At 42.4% G+C, this 17,923-nt stretch carries 16 protein-coding genes and 3 pseudogenes; 18 read left to right on the forward strand and 1 reads right to left on the reverse strand.

Annotated features, from left to right (window positions below):
* The first annotated feature begins 16 nt into the window (after nucleotides 1-16).
* From AP75_RS11985 to AP75_RS14550, 18 genes and pseudogenes are all read left to right on the forward strand, one after another.
* Nucleotides 17-1,264: a TolC family protein gene (locus AP75_RS11985; protein ID WP_031502505.1), complete on the forward strand. Its 1,248-nt coding sequence runs from the start codon at nucleotides 17-19 to the stop codon at nucleotides 1,262-1,264.
* The gene (locus tag AP75_RS11990) at nucleotides 1,261-2,511 is read left to right on the forward strand and encodes an efflux RND transporter periplasmic adaptor subunit (RefSeq protein ID WP_242589818.1); all 1,251 of its coding nucleotides are present in this window, start codon (nucleotides 1,261-1,263) and stop codon (nucleotides 2,509-2,511) included. Before AP75_RS11985 ends, AP75_RS11990 begins: the two co-directional genes overlap by 4 nt.
* A gap of 11 nt (nucleotides 2,512-2,522) precedes the next feature.
* On the forward strand, nucleotides 2,523-3,728 hold the full coding sequence (locus tag AP75_RS11995; protein ID WP_031502510.1) for an efflux RND transporter periplasmic adaptor subunit: 1,206 nt from the start codon (nucleotides 2,523-2,525) through the stop codon (nucleotides 3,726-3,728).
* A gap of 1 nt (nucleotide 3,729) precedes the next feature.
* Nucleotides 3,730-4,191, forward strand: coding sequence for a heme-binding domain-containing protein (locus AP75_RS12000; RefSeq protein WP_031502512.1), 462 nt, complete (start codon nucleotides 3,730-3,732; stop codon nucleotides 4,189-4,191).
* 120 nt (nucleotides 4,192-4,311) lie between these two features.
* Complete coding sequence (locus tag AP75_RS12005) at nucleotides 4,312-4,881, forward strand: helix-turn-helix domain-containing protein (protein WP_031502514.1); 570 nt, start codon at nucleotides 4,312-4,314, stop codon at nucleotides 4,879-4,881.
* 333 nt (nucleotides 4,882-5,214) lie between these two features.
* On the forward strand, nucleotides 5,215-5,466 hold the full coding sequence (locus AP75_RS12010; protein WP_059344219.1) for a heavy-metal-associated domain-containing protein: 252 nt from the start codon (nucleotides 5,215-5,217) through the stop codon (nucleotides 5,464-5,466).
* A gap of 499 nt (nucleotides 5,467-5,965) precedes the next feature.
* A complete protein-coding gene (locus tag AP75_RS14885; protein ID WP_236628125.1) occupies nucleotides 5,966-6,037 on the forward strand; it encodes a four-helix bundle copper-binding protein in 72 nt (23 codons plus the stop codon).
* A 47-nt stretch (nucleotides 6,038-6,084) separates the two neighbouring features.
* Nucleotides 6,085-6,234, forward strand: a pseudogene (locus AP75_RS14890) (hypothetical protein); the annotation flags it as partial.
* A gap of 67 nt (nucleotides 6,235-6,301) precedes the next feature.
* Nucleotides 6,302-7,333, forward strand: a complete 1,032-nt coding sequence (locus tag AP75_RS12025; protein ID WP_031502518.1) for a type II glyceraldehyde-3-phosphate dehydrogenase — start codon at nucleotides 6,302-6,304, stop codon at nucleotides 7,331-7,333.
* 152 nt (nucleotides 7,334-7,485) lie between these two features.
* Nucleotides 7,486-8,547, forward strand: a complete 1,062-nt coding sequence (locus AP75_RS12030) for a class I fructose-bisphosphate aldolase (protein WP_072997248.1) — start codon at nucleotides 7,486-7,488, stop codon at nucleotides 8,545-8,547.
* Between the two features lie 26 nt (nucleotides 8,548-8,573).
* Complete coding sequence (locus AP75_RS12035; protein ID WP_031502521.1) at nucleotides 8,574-9,416, forward strand: ATP cone domain-containing protein; 843 nt, start codon at nucleotides 8,574-8,576, stop codon at nucleotides 9,414-9,416.
* Nucleotides 9,417-9,429: 13 nt separating this feature from the next.
* Complete coding sequence (locus tag AP75_RS12040; RefSeq protein ID WP_031502522.1) at nucleotides 9,430-10,803, forward strand: MBL fold metallo-hydrolase RNA specificity domain-containing protein; 1,374 nt, start codon at nucleotides 9,430-9,432, stop codon at nucleotides 10,801-10,803.
* A 9-nt stretch (nucleotides 10,804-10,812) separates the two neighbouring features.
* Nucleotides 10,813-11,373, forward strand: a complete 561-nt coding sequence (locus tag AP75_RS12045) for an AAA family ATPase (protein ID WP_088264845.1) — start codon at nucleotides 10,813-10,815, stop codon at nucleotides 11,371-11,373.
* A gap of 46 nt (nucleotides 11,374-11,419) precedes the next feature.
* Nucleotides 11,420-11,992 (forward strand): DUF305 domain-containing protein, encoded by a 573-nt coding sequence (locus AP75_RS12050; RefSeq protein WP_242589820.1) that lies wholly within the window; start codon nucleotides 11,420-11,422, stop codon nucleotides 11,990-11,992.
* 37 nt (nucleotides 11,993-12,029) lie between these two features.
* Entirely contained in the window at nucleotides 12,030-14,156 is a 2,127-nt protein-coding gene (locus AP75_RS12055) for a heavy metal translocating P-type ATPase (protein ID WP_088264846.1), read from the forward strand.
* Between the two features lie 43 nt (nucleotides 14,157-14,199).
* Nucleotides 14,200-14,307, forward strand: a pseudogene (locus AP75_RS14895) (heavy metal-binding domain-containing protein); the annotation flags it as partial.
* Nucleotides 14,308-14,553: 246 nt separating this feature from the next.
* Nucleotides 14,554-17,079, forward strand: a complete 2,526-nt coding sequence (locus AP75_RS12060; RefSeq protein ID WP_449404351.1) for a multicopper oxidase domain-containing protein — start codon at nucleotides 14,554-14,556, stop codon at nucleotides 17,077-17,079.
* A gap of 291 nt (nucleotides 17,080-17,370) precedes the next feature.
* On the forward strand, nucleotides 17,371-17,688 hold the full coding sequence (locus tag AP75_RS14550; protein ID WP_088264847.1) for a hypothetical protein: 318 nt from the start codon (nucleotides 17,371-17,373) through the stop codon (nucleotides 17,686-17,688).
* Here AP75_RS14550 and AP75_RS14325 read toward each other — a convergent pair.
* Nucleotides 17,668-17,923: pseudogene (locus AP75_RS14325) on the reverse strand (hypothetical protein); the annotation flags it as partial. The gene AP75_RS14550 and the pseudogene AP75_RS14325 sit on opposite strands and share 21 nt — an antisense overlap.

The following is a 17,923-nucleotide window of genomic DNA, read 5'->3' on the forward strand; positions in this document are numbered from 1 at the left end:
CTAAAATGATTACAAAATGAAAAAATTCATAATAACAGGAGTACTTGCTTTGCTCTGCACCACCAGTTATGCTCAGCGGATGCCGTTGCCGTCAGTAATGGACAGTATCGCAGCCAACCATCCGGTGGTTAAAATGTATAATGCGGAAGTCCGGTCAATGGATGCTGCCGCAAAAGGAGCAAGAAGCTGGATGCCTCCAACCGTAGGAGCAGGTTTCTTCATGACGCCCTATAATGCAAAACTCTGGCAGCGCGACGGCGATATGCTCGGTATGGGCTCAGTAGCAGTTTCGGTAGAACAGATGTTTCCCAATAAACAAAAACTCGATGCCAACGAAAAGCTGATGAAGGCAATGTCTTCCGTAGAAAAAGAAAAGCTTTATGCGGCCCTCAATGAAAACTTTCAGGATGCGAAAAAACTGTATTACAGTTCAATCGTCCTGGATAAAAAGCTGAAGGTCGTTAAGGAAAACGAAAAGATGCTGGACTTTATGATTAGAAACGCCGAAATCCGGTACAAAAACGGACTTTCCAAAATATCCGCCTATTACAAAGCCAAAGCGGCCCTCGGAAGTTCAAAAAACATGCAGCTCATGTACGAGAATGACCTTCGCGTCAACCGGATCCGGTTGAATGCCCTCATGGGAAGAGACCCGCTCGCGCCGCTGGAGATTGAGCCCGAATACAACCTGAATGACTATTCTCTCGAGACTTTTGGTCAGGATCTATTTTATCAGAACAGAAGTGATCTCCGCGGCATCGACCGGGAAATCAATATTGCCAAACTCAAACAGGATCTGGAAAAGCAGAATCTAAAGCCGGAATTTGGCGTAAAGTTCGAAAACATGTTTGGTTTTGGTGGCCAGCCCATGCAGTTTTCTCTGATGCTGATGGCAAAACTGCCTTTCGTATCCTGGGCTTCAGGCATGAATAAAGCCAATATTGAAAGCCTGAAACTGAAAGAAGAAGCCTTGCAGGCACAGAAAGAAATGATGGTGAACGAATACAGCGGAATGGCCTACGGAATGCGCAATGAACTGGACCTGAATAAAAATCAGCTGAAACTCTATGAAGACACCATTATTCCGGCCTTAAAAAACAACTACAAATCCATGCAGTTGGGCTATGAGCAGAATACGGAAGAACTCTTCATGTTATATGACGCATGGGAACAGCTGAATATGGTCCAGCTGGAATATTTCGAGATCCTTACCAAAGCACTGCAGACGCAAACTGAAATTGACCGCTTAATTGAAAGAAGATGAGAAAAATTATAATATTCACTATGCTTTTATTTGGTTTGACGGCGTGTGACAAAGTTAAGTTCTGGGAAGATAAGCACTCGGCAGAAGCTGCAATGCATACTTATACCTGTCCGATGCACCCGGAAGTGATTTCAGACAAACCCGGCAAATGTCCCAAATGTGGGATGGATTTGGTCCTGAAAGATGCCCCTGAAAAAAAGGAAGAGGGGATTAAACTCGACGATCTGCTGAAACCAACCAATGAATTTGTAGTGTCGGAACAGCCCGTAATAAAAGTAAAAAGAGAAAACATACCCACCATGGTTGATGCTTTAGGGACGGTAGAATACGATACTCGACAGATTGGCAGTATTTCCTCACGCGTTGCGGGCCGTATCGAGAAACTCTATGTGCGGTATAAATACCAGAAAGTGTCGAAAGGGCAGCGTATTTTAGATATATACAGCCCGGAACTTTTAACCGCACAGCAAAACCTGCTCTTCGTTATTAAAAATGACCGCTCAAACAAAACAATGATCGATGCTTCACGCCAGAAACTCCTTCTTTTGGGAATGCCGGCTTCACAGATACAGAAAGTCATCCAGCGAGGGAAACCTGATCTCACAGTTCCGGTTTTCAGCAATTACAGCGGACACATTCAGCAGGCAGGATCGGCCGGAAGCATGGGGTCATCACCACAATCTGCACCCGCAATGGCTTCAAATAACGCGGTCACCGCAGAACTACCGCTGAAGGAAGGAATGTATCTTCAAAAAGGACAGAATATTTTCAGTGTCTACAATCCCAACAGAACCTGGGCTCTGATCAATATTTTCTCTGAAGACATCGCACTGGTCAGCAAAGGACAGTCAGTCATGATCATCCCAGAAGCTAATCCGGAGAGCCGCTTCAAAGGAACCATCGGTTTTATTGAACCGTTCTTCAGGCAGGGCAGCAAAACCGTAACGGCGCGGGTCTATTTTGATAATTCCACCGCAAAAATTCCTGTCGGAAGTCAGGTTAAAGCGGAGATTATGAGCCACAACAGAATGGCAGACTGGCTGCCGAAATCAGCGGTGGTTTCTTTAGGGATTGATAAAATCGCGTTCAAAAAAGTAGAAGGCGGTTTTATTGCCCATAAAGTTGTTACCGGCGCAGTGGTAGGCGATAAAATTCAGATCGTCAGTGGTTTGCTTCCTGAAGATGGAGTTGCCGAAAATGCACAGTACCTGATGGACAGCGAAAGTTTCATAAAAATTAACAGATAAAAATTGATAAGATGAAATTCAATATTTTAATGCTTGCCTTGCTGGTTTTTCTTTACTCCTGTAAAAAGGAGGAAGATCCGCATGCCGGCCACGATATCTACTACACCTGTTCCATGCACCCGCAGGTAGTCTCCGATAAACCCGGAAAATGCCCCATTTGTCACATGGATTTGGTGCCTGTGGAGAAGAAAAAGAATGCGGATCCTAACGAAATTGTTTTGAATGACGAGCAGGTTAAACTTGGGAATATCAAAACAGTCGCGCTATCTGATGGGTCTATGGCCGACAAACTTACCCTGACCGGAACACTCAATTTTAATCAGTACCAAATGCAGGCAGTAAGTTCCAGAGTAATGGGCAGAGTTGAACGGTTGTATTATAAAAACATTGGCGATTTTGTTCCGAAGGGGGCGCCGTTGGTCGATATTTACAGTGAAGAACTCAATAATGCAAAGCAGGAATATTTGCTGGCATTAGAAAGACGCAAGCTGTTCGTCGGCAATACGTCCATTGATTTTGACCAGCTGCTCCAAAGTTCGCGAAACAAGCTTTATTTATGGGGAATGTCAGAAAGCCAGATCAAACAGCTGGAAAGATCAGGAAAAGCCACACCTACTACTACCGTGTTCAGCAATGCGGCCGGTTACATCACCGATCTGAGCATTGCCGAAGGCGATTATCTTGCCGAAGGTGGTACCATCGTGAATCTGGCAGATCTTTCATCGCTTTGGGCAGAGGCGCAGGTGTATTCTTCCCAAATGGCTCTCCTTCAGAAAGACAGCAAGGTCACCGTATATATTCCCGATCTGGATAATTTGAAGATTAATGGGAAGATTGATTTTACAAACCCTGAAATAAGCGCCTCCAGCAGGATAAATCTGGTTCGCGTTTCCGTGCCTAACAAAGGAAATCTGCTGAAACCCGGCATGCCGGTATATGTTCTGGTGGAAAACAAATCCCGTGATGGTCTATCAATGCCTGTGGATGCGGTAATCAGGGATGGCAAATCTTCCACGGTGTGGGTGAAAACCGCGAAGAACACCTTCGTCAACAGAATGGTGGAAACGGGTCTCGAATATGAAGACAGAATAGAAATCACATCAGGAATTAAGGCGGGAGACGAAGTAGTGGTCTCCGGGGCCTACCTTCTGAACAGCGAATATATATTTAAGAAAGGGGCAGATCCCATGGCGGGTCACGATATGAGCACAATGTAATATGAGAAAATTGAATATGATAGGCTGGCTGGCGGTGCTAGTGGTGGCTATTGTTTTAGTCATTCAGGTCATACCGGTGGAGCGTAATGTCTCCACCGTTCCGCCAGGTCAAAGTTTTGAAAAAACCGAAAAGGTGCCCGCCAACGTGGCTGCAATCCTTAAAGTTTCCTGCTATGACTGTCATTCAAATAATACCCGTTATCCCTGGTATTCGGTATTACAGCCGGGCGCGTGGTTCATGGCCCGGCATATTAAAAAAGGCAAAGAAGAACTCAATTTTGATGAGTTCAATAACTATTCAAAAAGACGTAAAAAAGCAAAAATAAAAAGCATCATCAGCCAGATTGAGAAAGACGAAATGCCTTTAAAATCATACCGCATGATGCACGGAAACGCCAGATTATCAGCGGATGAAAAAAAAGAACTGTTAGATTTTTTTCGTGACAACGAATATAGTAAGTAACGCAGAACATAAGAAATGACGCTCGACTTTGGTTTTTAGAGTATCAGAAATGGCCGTTTAGAATAAAAAAGGATCGGAAAAGAGTATGCTGTAGAATCAACAAAAATTAAAAACAACGTGATGAAATTAAATATTAAAAATATGGTTTGCAGCCGATGTCTCAAAGTGCTTAGGCAAGAGCTTGAACAACTGGGAATTAAGGTTTCATCAATTGAACTCGGGGTATTGGTAATCGACGAGATGGCTGGTAATCATACTGAAATCTTGGCGAAAATTGAAAGCGTTCTCCACACCAATAAATTTGAAATAATCCATAGTCCAGAGGAAGTGCTCGTCGAAAAAATCAAACATTTTTTACTTCGTAAAATAGAAGAGCCCCCTCTCGATTCCACGGTAAACCTATCTCAAATTTTAAGCACGGAGTTCAACCACGAATATAAGTCACTGAGCAAGTTGTTCTCACACTTTGAAAATACAACGCTCGAAAAATATTTTATTAAATTAAAAATTGAGAAAGTAAAGCAACTTATTCAACTCAGGCAGTACACCTTTTCAGAAATAGGGCATCTCCTGGATTACAGCAGCGTAAACCATCTTTCGAGACAGTTTAAAGAAGTTACCGGAGAGAGCATGACTGAGTATAAAAATGCTGAACTAGCCAATCGGAGACCCTATGATGAAATGAGTTAACCTTAAAACTTAAGCGTATGAAATTATAAATAGGAAATAGTTGCGAAATAGAAACGGCAATCACAGGGACGTTTGCGCAACTCTCGATAAACTTCAGGTATAGTTTTGATGTTACTTGGCCTTTTTTTCAAAGCGAAATTATATAGAAACTAACGAAAATTATGCAGAACATTCGTTTAAGAAACTTGTACTTTTACAGTAGTAATTACAGCCAGCTCGCTTTCAAAAAACTATTTTATTGCAACACGAGTTTGGCCAAGTAAGGCTCACAGAACGTATTTTAAAACGGATAGTCGGAAAGTAACAATATATAAAAGAATAAAATCAAACAAAATGAAACAACAAATTGAAATAACAGGAATGTCCTGCGAAGGCTGCGTTAAAAATGTCGAAAAAGCGTTGAAAGAAATTGATGGCGTACAGAATGTAAAAGCGAGTCTGCATCCACCACGCGCAGTTATTGAAGCAGAGAAATCGATTAATACCGCGCAGTTAACGCAAGCCTTGGCGAAAGTAGGTTATAGTATTGCCGGCGCTTCCGTAGATGAGAATTTAAAAAAGTCTGGTGGCTCCTGTTGCTGTTGAAAAGTATGAACTGCGCGGGCAAGTATAATGTTAGTACGATGTGAACGATAACGGTAGAAATGCTCCGCTGAAAACTAAGTGAAAGAAGCAAATAAATTTTTTAAAAAAATCAAAGTAGCCAGCAATAGCTTGCCTGATCAAACGCACTTATGATTGCGACAGGATCAGCGCAGGAACTGCATATTTATTGAAAAAACCAACCTATTTATTAACATAAAAACCAACAATTATGACAGGTTATCACACGTACCAAAGTTGTATTGAAGCATGTTTAAAATGTGCTGCAATATGTAATTACTGTGCTTCATCATGCACTGAGGAAGAAGATGTAAAAATGATGGCGAGATGCATTCAGTTAGACATGGAATGCGCAGCGATCTGCTATGCCTCAGCACAGTTAATGAGCCTCGGCAGCGACAAAGCAAAAGAAATTTGCCGCATTTGTGCCGACATCTGTGAAGCATGTGCTGCAGAATGTGAAAAACATGCACAACATGGAATGGATCATTGCCGTGAATGTGCAGAAGCTTGTAGAAAATGCGCCGAAGAATGCCGGAAAATGGCAGCGTAATTTAAAACGGGTGGTGATTTAAGAAGGCTCACGGTGTAGTAGTAAGCAACGATGGTAAATCAGTTTTTGTAACAAATACTATAGATAATACCGTTTCTGTGATTGATGTGGCAAGTCAAAAAGTAATCCACACAATCCCGGTTGGCAAAGGTCCTAATGGAATAAGCTATTGGTTTGAAACTGGTGGAATGCCATAAACAGAATATTAAAGGAAATACACATCGGAAACCTTTTAATTTAATCGATAAGCTAAATATATATATTATGGAAAAAATAAGAGTTGCCATTAACGGATATGGTGTCATTGGCAAACGGGTTGCCGATGCAGTGCATTTGCAAGAAGATATGGAACTGGCAGGTGTATGCGATGTGGTAACTGACTGGCGCATTCAAATGGCGGTATTAAAAAAATATCCCGTGTTTGCTTCCGATGACATGTTTAAAACAAAGATGAACGAAGCAGGCATAAATTCATCAGGCACGTTGAACGATCTGCTTGCATCCTCAGATATTATTGTGGATTGTACGCCCAAAAAAATTGCGGCTCAAAATATAGAGCTTTATAAAAAACTTGGTAAAAAGTTTATATTACAAGGAGGTGAAAAGCATGAAGCAACCGGTCATTCCTTTAGTGCCGAAAATAATTATGCAACTGCAATTAACCTTGATGCTACAAGAGTAGTTTCCTGTAACACTACTTCCATTGTAAGAACACTAACCGCACTGAAGAATGCAGGCTTGCTCTTAAAAGCAAGAGGCACTTTACTTCGTCGTGCAACCGACCCATGGGAAAGCCATTTGACCGGGATTATGAATACCCTGGTTCCCGAAAAAGAAATACCAAGTCATCAGGGGCCGGATGCGCAATCCGTTGACCCCTCTTTTGACGTTATCACATCAGCAGTTAAAGTACCGGAAACGTTAAGCCATCTACATTACTGGAATGTACAGTTGACCAGAAAGGCCGATAAGGAAGAAGTTTTGGATGCGTTCAATAAATCTACCAGAATTGCAATGATTAAATACAGCGATGAGTTAGCCGCTAATAATACAGTTAAGGAATTAATGCTTGCAATAGGCCGCCCTTATGGAGATATGTATGAAGTAGCCTTGTGGCAAGACATGCTGAAAGTGGTTGGAGATGAAGTGTTCTATGCTTACCTAGTCGATAATCAGGCTATCGTAATCCCCGAAACCATTGACGCTATCCGTGCCCTAACCGGAATTGAACCAGACGCTGAAAAGTCGATACTTAAGACCAACGAAAGCCTTGGAGTTAAACAGAGTTTTTATTAGGAGTAAGCAAAAAGTAAATTATCAAATTAATAAAACGGAATGTTAAGGAAAATGGTTTTGTACCCTGCAAATATTTGTAAGACGCGCACTTCCGCAAATGCCTATTTCTAAAATATATAGAAATTTAGGGATTAAATTAAAGTTTAAAAAAAATGAAAATGAACGATAACATTGCAGACTTATTAGGCAAGAAGGCAGCCTTCTATTTGGATCACGTTTGCCAAAAAATTACAAAAGATGAACTGCTGACTCCAGGCAAATACAGTCTGGAAAAGGTCTTTGGCGATAGCAACAGAAACCCGCAGGTTCTGCGGAGTCTCGCTCAACTTTACGGTCAGGGTAATCTTGGCGGCACGGGTTATCTGAGCATTCTTCCTGTTGATCAGGGTATTGAGCATAGTGCTGTATACTCATTTTATAAAAACCCCGACTATTTCGACCCTGAAAACATTTTAAAACTTGCACTCGAAGCCGGCTGTAACGGTGTGGCTTCTACCTTCGGCGGGTTAGCCTTGAATGCCCGAAAATATGCGCACAGAATCCCTTTCATTGTAAAGATTAATCACAATGAATTACTGAGCTTTCCAAATAAATATGACCAAACGCTATTTGGAAAAGTTAAAAACGCCTGGGATATGGGGGCCCTTGCCATAGGAGCAACCATCTATTTTGGTTCCGACGAAAGCGACAGGCAGATCACAGAAATTTCCGAGGCGTTTGAGCACGCCCATCAGCTCGGTATGGCGACTATATTATGGTGCTATCTTCGAAATGAGGCATTTAAAACAGCAGATCAGGATTATCACTCCGCTGCGGATTTGACAGGACAAGCCAATCATATCGGAGTAACAATTCAAGCTGATATTATTAAACAAAAATTGCCGACAAATAATTTTGGATTCAAAAACATTAAGTTCGGTAAATACGATGACGCGATGTATGAGGCATTAACAACTCCCCACCCGATTGACCTCTGCAGGCTGCAGGTAGCGAACTGTTACATGGGCAAAATCGGATTAATTAACTCCGGTGGCGATTCAAAAGGTGAGTCAGATCTGCTTGAGGCCATTACAACAGCGGTCATCAACAAAAGAGCGGGCGGCACTGGACTGATTATGGGTCGGAAGGCATTTCAGCGCCCGTTTAAAGACGGTGTGAACTTGCTACAAAGGGTACAGAGTGTATATCTCGATAATAAGATAACAGTTGCCTAAAATAAGTTTCAACAAACTATCAGAAAATGAAGATTCCCATTAGCATCGTAAAAAAGTCCGGAGATATTGTCGCATTTGATGTCGAAAAACTCATTAATTCACTTAGGCGCGCGTCTGCTGGGGAAAACGTCATTCAGCAAATCGTTGGTGAGGTTCAGTCCACGATTTACGAAGGCATGACCACCACAAAGATCTATAAAATTGCTTTTGATTTGTTAAAAAAATATTCCCGCGTAAGTGCTTCAAAATACAAACTCAAAAACGCACTCTTTGAATTGGGTCCCTCCGGTTTTCCCTTTGAAAAATTAGTGGGCAAACTGATGGCTCATGAAGGTTTTTCCACCCAGGTTGGGGTCATTGTTCAGGGAAATTGCGTGTCGCATGAAATAGATGTCATCGCTGACAAAGACGACCAGCACTGTTTTATTGAATGTAAATTTCACAGCGACCAAGGGAGATTTTGCAATGTAAAAATTCCTCTGTATGTCAATTCCAGATTTCTGGATGTAGAAAAACAGTGGAAAAAACAAAAAAGTAACGAAGGAAAAATATCTAAAGGAGGTGTGTACACCAATACAAGATTCACTTCTGATGCCACACAATATGGGAAATGTGCAGGTTTACTAATGGCAAGCTGGGACTATCCTTTTGGGAACGGTTTAAAAGAGAGAATAGACAAATCCGGTTTGCACCCATTAACCGCATTAACGACCCTGACAAAAAACGAGAAAACAAAATTGTTAGACCTTGGTGTAGTTCTTTGCAGAGAAATTTACGAAAACCCGGGGGTCTTAAACCAAATCGGACTTGCAAAACCACGCCATAAAAACATTATCGAAGACGCAAAAGAATTATGCACTCAGCACTAAATCAATCTGCCCAATGAAAAATACAAAAATTACCATTCATTTTTTGGGCGCTGCGGGTACAGTAACGGGTTCCAAATATTTAATCGATACAGGAGCACATCAACTCCTAATCGACTGCGGAGTTTTTCAAGGATTAAAGGAATTACGGCTTAAAAACTGGGAATATCCGCCTGTGGACGTTTCAGCCATTGATGCCGTTTTATTGACTCATGGCCATTTCGACCACACAGCATACCTTCCCCGATTGGTAAAATATGGTTTTAGTGGATTAGTTTACGGAACAAATCCAACTTTGGATATTGCCACAATCATTCTGAACGACAGTGCCAAAATACAGGAACAGGAAGCAGCGCGAGCCAATAAGGAAGGCTACTCCAAACACAGTCTCGCAGAACCGCTGTACGGCCTGAAGGATGTAGAAAAAACATTGCCCCATTTTAAGGAGGTTCCGCCATCACAGTGGATTCCTTTGTTTGATGGTATCAATGCACGGTTTCAGTACAATGGGCATATTTTGGGTGCAGCTTTCATTGAGTTGGATGTACATGGCAAACGTTTTGTTTTTTCCGGAGATATTGGACGCACAAATGATTTATTGTTGTTTCCACCCCTGAAACCAGAAAAGGCGGATGTTCTTTTCATAGAGTCGACCTACGGAGGAAGGTTTCATCCGGATGAAGTGGAAGCGGTTCCGGAGATTGAAAAATTAGTCAACGACACCATTAACCGTGGAGGCAGCCTGTTTATCCCAAGTTTTTCGGTTGAACGTGCTCAACTGATGATGCTTATTTTATGGAGGTTGCTTAACGAAAATAAAATACCCAAAGTACCGATAATCATGGACAGTCCGATGGGAGCCAGCATACTCGATCTGTTTTACCGTACCAGAGATTGGCACCGGTTAACAACCGACGAATGTGATGAAATGTGCGATCATTTCACGGTGGTCAGCAGCTATCAGGAAACCATGGAGTTGCGTTCCGACAACAAACCAAAAATTGTTATCGCCGGCAGCGGGATGCTCACCGGTGGCAGAATGCTCAACTACCTTGAAACCCAGGCACAAAACTATGATAATACCCTGCTTTTTGTGGGCTATCAGGCCGAAGGAACTCGGGGAAGAAAATTATTGGAGGGCGAGAAAGAAGTAAAAGTATACGGAAAATGGATCCCATTTAATATGGAAGTAGCAGTAATTGAAGGCTTATCTTCCCATGCAGACCATAATGAGCTCATACAATGGATGAATGAAATAACCAGCCAACCGAAAAGAATTTTCGTCGTACATGGTGAGAAAGAAGGCGCAGAAGCGCTGCAGCTGGGCATAAAAGAAACCTACGGCTGGGATTCCCAAATACCGCAACTTTATGATATTGAAGAATTATAATTTGGAGAGATGAATCATATAACGGACAGTAAAATCAAGCATTCAAATGAGACCAACTGGTATGTGATTACCGGCGGACCCAGTACCGGAAAAACAACGACCATTGATTTGCTTCAGAAGCAAGGTTACCTTACGACAATTGAGCACGCCAGGCATTACATTGATACCATGCATAATGAAGGAAATTCTGTTGAAGAAATCAGAAGCAATAAAACGAAATTTCAATTGGGCGTGTTAGATATGCAGATTGCCCAAGAAGGATCGCTCAATAAGGAGGATATGGTTTTTTTGGACAGGGCTATCCCGGACGCAATGGCTTATTATCAATTTTTAAACTTGGATTATGATGAAAAGTTACTTAATGCCGTCAACGGGGTTTCCTACAAAAAAATCTTTATTCTAGACCGATTGCCGTTTACCAAAGACTATGCGAGAACCGAAAATGAAGACGATCAAAAACTAATTCATCAGTTGATAATAGAAACATACACCAACCTCGGTTTCACTATCGTTTTTGTTCCGGTTTTGCCTCCCGAAGAAAGAGTGAAATTCATTTTAGATAATTTATGAACAAAAAATATTCATCCTAATTGTTAACATATAAAAAATTATTATTATGAAAAATTCAGAACATGATCACAACATGCTTAAGGATACTGATTCAACAACATGCAATCATTCCAAACATGAAATGGAATCGGGCAAGGAGTCTGTCCAGCACGCGCAAGAAAGCCATGCCTCTGCATACAAAAAGTTATTTTGGATGCTTCTGATTTCCTTTATTTCAATGTTTATACTAATGTATGCGATGGTGGACAAGCTGGCTAACGTAATTCCAAACATAAACCAGTTATACATGGCAGGCCTGATGGCTTCTCCTATGTTAATCATCGAACTGCTGTTAATGGGGAAGATGTATCCCAACAAAAAACTCAATAAAATTCTTATGGGCCTAGGAGTGCTGATGATGGTGCTGTTTTGGTCCGGGATTCGGCAGCAGACAGCCGTGGGAGATGTCCAGTTTCTAAAGTCCATGATTCCACACCATGCAGGGGCTATTCTTATGGTCGAAGAAAGTAATCTGGTCGATCCGGAAGTGAGAAAGTTGGGCGAGGAAATTATCAAAGCACAGGAGGAAGAAATTGCCGTCATGAGGGCGAAAATTAAAGAACTTCAAACCCGGAAGTAATCTCAAATAGCAGAATTTAACGCAAAAAAATTGAATTATGAAAAAATACACCTGTCCCATGCATCCCCAGATATTGAAGGACGAACCGGGGAAATGTCCACTTTGCGGAATGAACTTAATTCCCTTGGGAGGAACCGCCCGACCTGAAAAAGACGAACACAGCCATCATCATCAGAATCATGATCATCACTCCGAATCTGATAGTTCAGCGGCGGGATTTGACAAACATGCAGGTCATCATACTCCGGATTTTCTAAAAAGATTCTGGATTACACTGGTACTTTCTGTCCCGGTGCTGCTGCTTTCCCACATGATTCAGCAGTGGCTTGGTTTCACCATAGCTTTTCAAGGCGATAAATACGTGCTGTTGGTTTTGGGAAGTATTATTTATTTCTACGGTGGAATGCCTTTTTTCAAAGGGTTTTTGGGCGAAGTGAAAGCCGGAGCTATTGGGATGATGACGCTCGTTGCTTTGGCGATTACCGTAGCTTATGTCTATTCCGTTGCCGTCGTATTCGGGCTGCCGGGCATGGATTTCTTTTGGGAGCTCGCCACCCTAATTGTCATCATGCTTCTGGGTCATTGGCTCGAAATGCGTTCACAGATGGCAGCTTCAAATGCGTTACAATCCTTAGTGGCATTGCTACCAAATGACGTAACCGTCGAGCGTAACGGAAGTCCGGTAAAAATAAAACTGGAACAGCTGAAAAACGGAGATACCGTAATCATAAGACCAGGCGAAAAAATCGCCGCTGACGGTCTGATTGTCGAGGGCAGTTCCTATTTAAATGAAAGCATGCTGACGGGAGAAAGTGTTCCTGTAAGAAAAGAGGCCGGTGGAAAGGTTATCGCAGGGTCTATCAATGGAGACGGGGCTTTAAAGATAAAAGCAACAGGGGTTGGAAAGGATTCGTACCTCAATAAGGTCATTAATTTGGTTCAGGATGCGCAGGCAGCAAAGTCGAACACTCAGAATCTGGCGGATAAAGTAGCCAAATGGCTTACTATAGTAGCAATTGTGGTGGGAGTAGGAACTTTCGCTTACTGGTACATCACCATGGGAGATTTGGCTTTTGCTCTGGAACGGATGGTAACGGTAATGGTAACAGCCTGCCCTCATGCTTTAGGAGTGGCAATCCCTCTGGTGGTGGCCATTTCCACTACACTTTCAGCGACAAATGGTTTACTCATCAGAAACCGAACGGCTTTTGAAACCACGAGAAAATTATCGACCATTATTTTCGATAAAACCGGCACCCTTACGAAAGGTTCCCACACCGTGCAGAAAATCATTCCTCTAACTGAGCACTATTCGGAAAACGATTTACTCCAGTATGCAGCAGCAGTGCAGCAGAACTCCGAACATCACATTGCAAAAGGAATCATGCAGACCCTTTCCGAGAAAAAACTGGAGCTATGGAAGTCAGATAATTTCCGCTACATGCAGGGAATTGGAGTGACAGGAATCGTAAACGGTAAATCGGTTGTCGCGGCTGGTCCTAATTATTTTGTTCAAAACAATAAACAGGTACCTGCCATTCCGGAAGAAATCAACCAGGATGCAGAAACAGTGAACTTTATTTTGATTGATGACGTGCCCGTGGGTATTGTTTCTTTAGCAGATACCATTCGCGAAGGCGCAAAAGAAGCTATTGACCAACTTCGAAGCATGAACATTAAATCATTCCTGCTTACAGGTGATAACGAAAAGGTAGCGGCGGCGGTGTCAAAGCAGTTAGGAATGGACGGATATTTGGCAAATGTACTTCCGCACCACAAACAGGAAAAAGTAAAAGAATTTCAGGATAAAGGGGAAATCGTTGCGATGACAGGTGACGGCGTAAATGATGCACCGGCTTTGGCAGCAGCAGATGTAGGCATTGCAGTTGGCAGCGGAACTGATGTTGCTGCAGAAACCGCAGATATTATTCTGGTCAACAGTGACCCTCGAGACGTGGTGAAAATGATAGATTTTGGAAAGAAAACCTACAGCAAGATGATCCAGAATCTCGTATGGGCAGTGGGCTACAACGTCGTGGCTATTCCACTTGCTGCGGGTGTTCTGTATCCTACATTTGTCCTGAGTCCCGCCATGGGCGCAGTGCTGATGAGTGTAAGCACCATCGTGGTCGCACTTAATGCAAGTTTGTTAAAAATTAAATAATCACAAGATGAAATATATATTTTCGCTCTTTCTATTTATGGCAATGTCCATAAACAGTTATTCACAGAGCACCAAAACCGTGTACACCTGCCCGATGCATCCGCAGGTCGTGAAATCAGCACCCGGTAACTGCCCCATTTGCGGTATGACCTTGGTGAAGAAAACCGTTACTGAGAAAAAAACGGCGGCCAAATCCGCGCCCGCTCCTAAAAAGGCCACCGTAGTTAAAAAAACTACGGGTAAGAAACCTGAAATTACCGCTGCAAAAACAAAGACGGTAACGGAAGTTAAAAAACCGGTGATGCCAAAGACTAAAGCAGTACCGAAAGACCCAGCGAGCATCAAAACGCCGGAACATTCAACACCTGCTCCGCATCAGCATGAAGCAGCGCAAAAGATGTACACTTGTCCGATGCACCCCGAGGTGGTTTCGGACAAACCCGGAAAGTGTCCCAAGTGCGGTATGAATCTGGTCCCTCAGAAGGAAAGCGGCCGGCATCAGTCTACCGGCAAAACCCCGGAACATCAAACTTCAGATGCGCATCAGCATGAAGAAGCGCAAAAGATGTACACCTGCCCGATGCATCCCGAGGTGATATCGGACAAACCCGGAAAGTGTCCCAAGTGCGGTATGAATCTGGTGCCTCAAAAAGGAAAGAAGGAAGATCATTCTGCACACGGAAACATGCAGATACATGGTGAACACAAAATGGTCATGCCCATGCCCGAAAAGCACCTAAAAGGCGGACGCAAAGTGACCTACCATCTTTATGTGAAAGACACCCTGGTAAATTTCGCGGGCAAACAGAAACGCGCCATTGCCGTAAACGGGCAGATTCCGATGCCAAAACTGGAGTTTTATGAGGGCGATACGGCGGAAGTGATTGTCCATAATTTAATGGACGAAGAAACTTCTCTGCACTGGCACGGTCTTCATCTTCCAAATAAAGAAGATGGGGTTCCCTGGCTTACCCAGAAACCCATTCCACCACATTCAACCTACACGTATTCGTTTCCGATCATCCAAAACGGAACCCACTGGTATCACTCGCATACTGGCCTGCAGGAGCAGATTGGAATGTATGGGATGATGATTCTGAAAAAACGTCCCGAAGATCCTACCTTCCGGAAAGGGATAGATGATCTGCCCACAGAGCATCTTATCCTTAGCGAATGGACAAACCTGAACCCCAACAACGTCCAGCGGATGCTCCACAATGCGAACGACTGGTTTGCTATTAAAAAAGGCAGTACTCAAAGTTATGCCGAAGCCATTAAAGAAGGCCACTTTAAAACAAAACTCACCAACGAGTGGAAACGGATGCTGGCCATGGACGTGAGCGATGTATATTATGATGCATTCCTGATTAACGGTAAAATCGAAAGTCAACTCTCCCGATATAAAGCCGGTGATAAAGTTCGGCTTCAAATTGCCAACGGCGGTGCTTCCTCTTATTTCTGGCTTAATTATGCGGGCGGAAAAATAAAAGTAGTGGCCAGTGATGGATTGGACATTGAACCGGTCGAAGTGGATCGCCTGATCCTGGCGGTTTCCGAAACAGTGGATATCGTAGTGGAAATTCCTGAAAAAAACACTTCATACGAACTACTTGTTACACCCGAAGACCGCACAAAATCTGCGTCAGTGTTTATTGGAGAAGGAGCTACGAAATCCCATGATCCATTACCCAAACTCAAATACTTTGAAGGAATGAAGATGATGAACGACATGATGAAGATGAACGGTGACATGAAAGATATGGGCATGAAGATGAGTTATCAGACGATGGATATGAATCAGGTGATGTATCCTGAAATTAGTGCTGAAAATAATGCAGCAATGCCGATGGACAAGATGGACAACAACGATGCGCAAATGGATCACTCAAAACACCAGATGCCTGCTTCCGGGATTACCACATTGAATTATGGTATGATGAAATCGCCTTATGATACTTCACTCCCGAAAGACAGCCCAGTGCGCGAGCTCAAGTTTACCCTTACGGGAAACATGAACCGCTACATATGGAGCATGGACGATAAAGTCCTGGCGGAATCTGACAAAATATTGGTAAAAAAAGGCGAAATTCTCCGCATTACCCTATTCAATAATTCAATGATGCGTCACCCGATGCACCTGCACGGTTTTGATTTTCGGGTACTCAACAAAAATGGCGTTCAGGCACCCCTCAAAAATGTGTTGGATATTATGCCGATGGAAACTAATGTCATCGAATTTGAAGCAAAAACTGACGGGGACTGGTTTTTCCACTGTCACATCCTCTATCACATGATGGCGGGGATGAACCGTGTTTTTGCTGTTGGTGATTATCAGAATCCTTTGCTGCCCGATAAAGCTTCAGCTTACAAAAAGCTCCAGCGCGAAAGTAACATGTGGCATCTGATGGCCGAAAACGATTTCGCCACCAATGGTAACGACGGGATGGCGAGAATTTCAAATGCCCGCTGGGAATTGGGAACAGAATGGCGTTTAGGTTACAATCCCCATCACGGCTACGAGGTGGAAACGCAACTCGGCAGGTATGTGGACCGTATGCAGTGGCTGAAACCATTTATCGGATTTAACTATCATTATAGAAAGATTGACAGGTATAATATCGAAAAAAACCTTTTTGGACAGGCATCTACTAAAGATGAAAGAAAAACTTTCAGCGCTGGTATCATGTATAAACTCCCGATGTTGGTGGACCTGCAGGCAGAAATATTTACAGACGGAATTGTAAGGTTCCAGCTGAAACGTGAAGACATTCCGTTGACAGCGCGTTTGCGCGGGGCATTCATGGTCAATACCGACAAAGAATATATGGCAGGTCTTAAATATATCGTCACTAAAAATATCGGAATCTCAACCCACTACGACAGCGATATGAGCTGGGGTGCAGGGATTACTTTGAATTATTAAGATACTTGTTGATGAGCAATGTTTAATAGGGTGCAACACGTAAAATAAAGACCGGTTGCACTTTATTTTGCTCGTACGCAACCACTTATGTAATAAAGGAAGGGGGGAAATACTTATTACGAAGAAATTTGAAGTATCAATTTCTAGTCCCTACTTCTAAAATCAGGGACTAAATCGGGGATTGTTTAATGGTTTATACGATGCCTTTTGCTTTTATAAAATTATCTAACTTGCTTACTGTCAGTAAAATGATCACTTACATTGCTTTATTGGTTTAAATAAAAACTCCCTGTGGAACTACATGAGCATTTTGATGAAATTCACCCAAAAGTTTTAGATTTTTTAAATGACCATGAAGAGAAGATAATTGAGGGCTACGAAGAAAATGACGGGCACCCATTTCAGCATGTCTTTAATTCTTTTCTAAATTTATTTAAAGTAAGGTTTCCTCTTGTAACAAATTCAGAAGTTAACATTTTTAGATATTTTTTTGTTGAAAAGTTGCAAAGTCACTTCCGCAAAGAACTTCAGGACTCAATTGAAGTAAGCAGTCAAACATATTTTGGAAAATTACTACATAGTCGTTCCTTAACAAAACCCACTATTTAATTTATTTTTAAAAACAGGATTAGAAAACAGCATAATTTGTATCTTATAAAATAAGAAAATAATTTTCTGTTTCAGTAGTTCCATCATTTTCTTCATGTTCCAAGCGGTTGCAGCTAGTAATGCATTGATTTGTGGTCCCGTTTCTCCCATGAAGTAATTTTTTGCCAGCCTAAAATCGGTTTTTAAATGTCCGATGATAGGTTCTATTGCCGCTCTGGTTCTAAATTTTTTGCGC

The organism is Kaistella haifensis DSM 19056, from assembly GCF_000735695.2.
Classification (GTDB): Bacteria; Bacteroidota; Bacteroidia; order Flavobacteriales; family Weeksellaceae; genus Kaistella; species Kaistella haifensis.

Bases quoted from the DNA above. Each gene is read 5' to 3' on its own strand.
- AP75_RS12005 (WP_031502514.1), top strand. From the start codon at position 4,312: ATGAAATTAAATATTAAAAATATGGTTTGCAGCCGATGTCTCAAAGTG.
- AP75_RS12040 (WP_031502522.1), top strand. From the start codon at position 9,430: ATGAAAAATACAAAAATTACCATTCATTTTTTGGGCGCTGCGGGTACA.
- AP75_RS12060 (WP_449404351.1), top strand. From the start codon at position 14,554: ATGTACACTTGTCCGATGCACCCCGAGGTGGTTTCGGACAAACCCGGA.
- AP75_RS11985 (WP_031502505.1), top strand. From the start codon at position 17: ATGAAAAAATTCATAATAACAGGAGTACTTGCTTTGCTCTGCACCACC.
- AP75_RS11995 (WP_031502510.1), top strand. From the start codon at position 2,523: ATGAAATTCAATATTTTAATGCTTGCCTTGCTGGTTTTTCTTTACTCC.
- AP75_RS12030 (WP_072997248.1), top strand. From the start codon at position 7,486: ATGAAAATGAACGATAACATTGCAGACTTATTAGGCAAGAAGGCAGCC.
- AP75_RS12000 (WP_031502512.1), top strand. From the start codon at position 3,730: ATGAGAAAATTGAATATGATAGGCTGGCTGGCGGTGCTAGTGGTGGCT.
- AP75_RS12025 (WP_031502518.1), top strand. From the start codon at position 6,302: ATGGAAAAAATAAGAGTTGCCATTAACGGATATGGTGTCATTGGCAAA.
- AP75_RS12050 (WP_242589820.1), top strand. From the start codon at position 11,420: ATGAAAAATTCAGAACATGATCACAACATGCTTAAGGATACTGATTCA.
- AP75_RS11990 (WP_242589818.1), top strand. From the start codon at position 1,261: ATGAGAAAAATTATAATATTCACTATGCTTTTATTTGGTTTGACGGCG.
- AP75_RS12045 (WP_088264845.1), top strand. From the start codon at position 10,813: ATGAATCATATAACGGACAGTAAAATCAAGCATTCAAATGAGACCAAC.
- AP75_RS12010 (WP_059344219.1), top strand. From the start codon at position 5,215: ATGAAACAACAAATTGAAATAACAGGAATGTCCTGCGAAGGCTGCGTT.
- AP75_RS12055 (WP_088264846.1), top strand. From the start codon at position 12,030: ATGAAAAAATACACCTGTCCCATGCATCCCCAGATATTGAAGGACGAA.
- AP75_RS12035 (WP_031502521.1), top strand. From the start codon at position 8,574: ATGAAGATTCCCATTAGCATCGTAAAAAAGTCCGGAGATATTGTCGCA.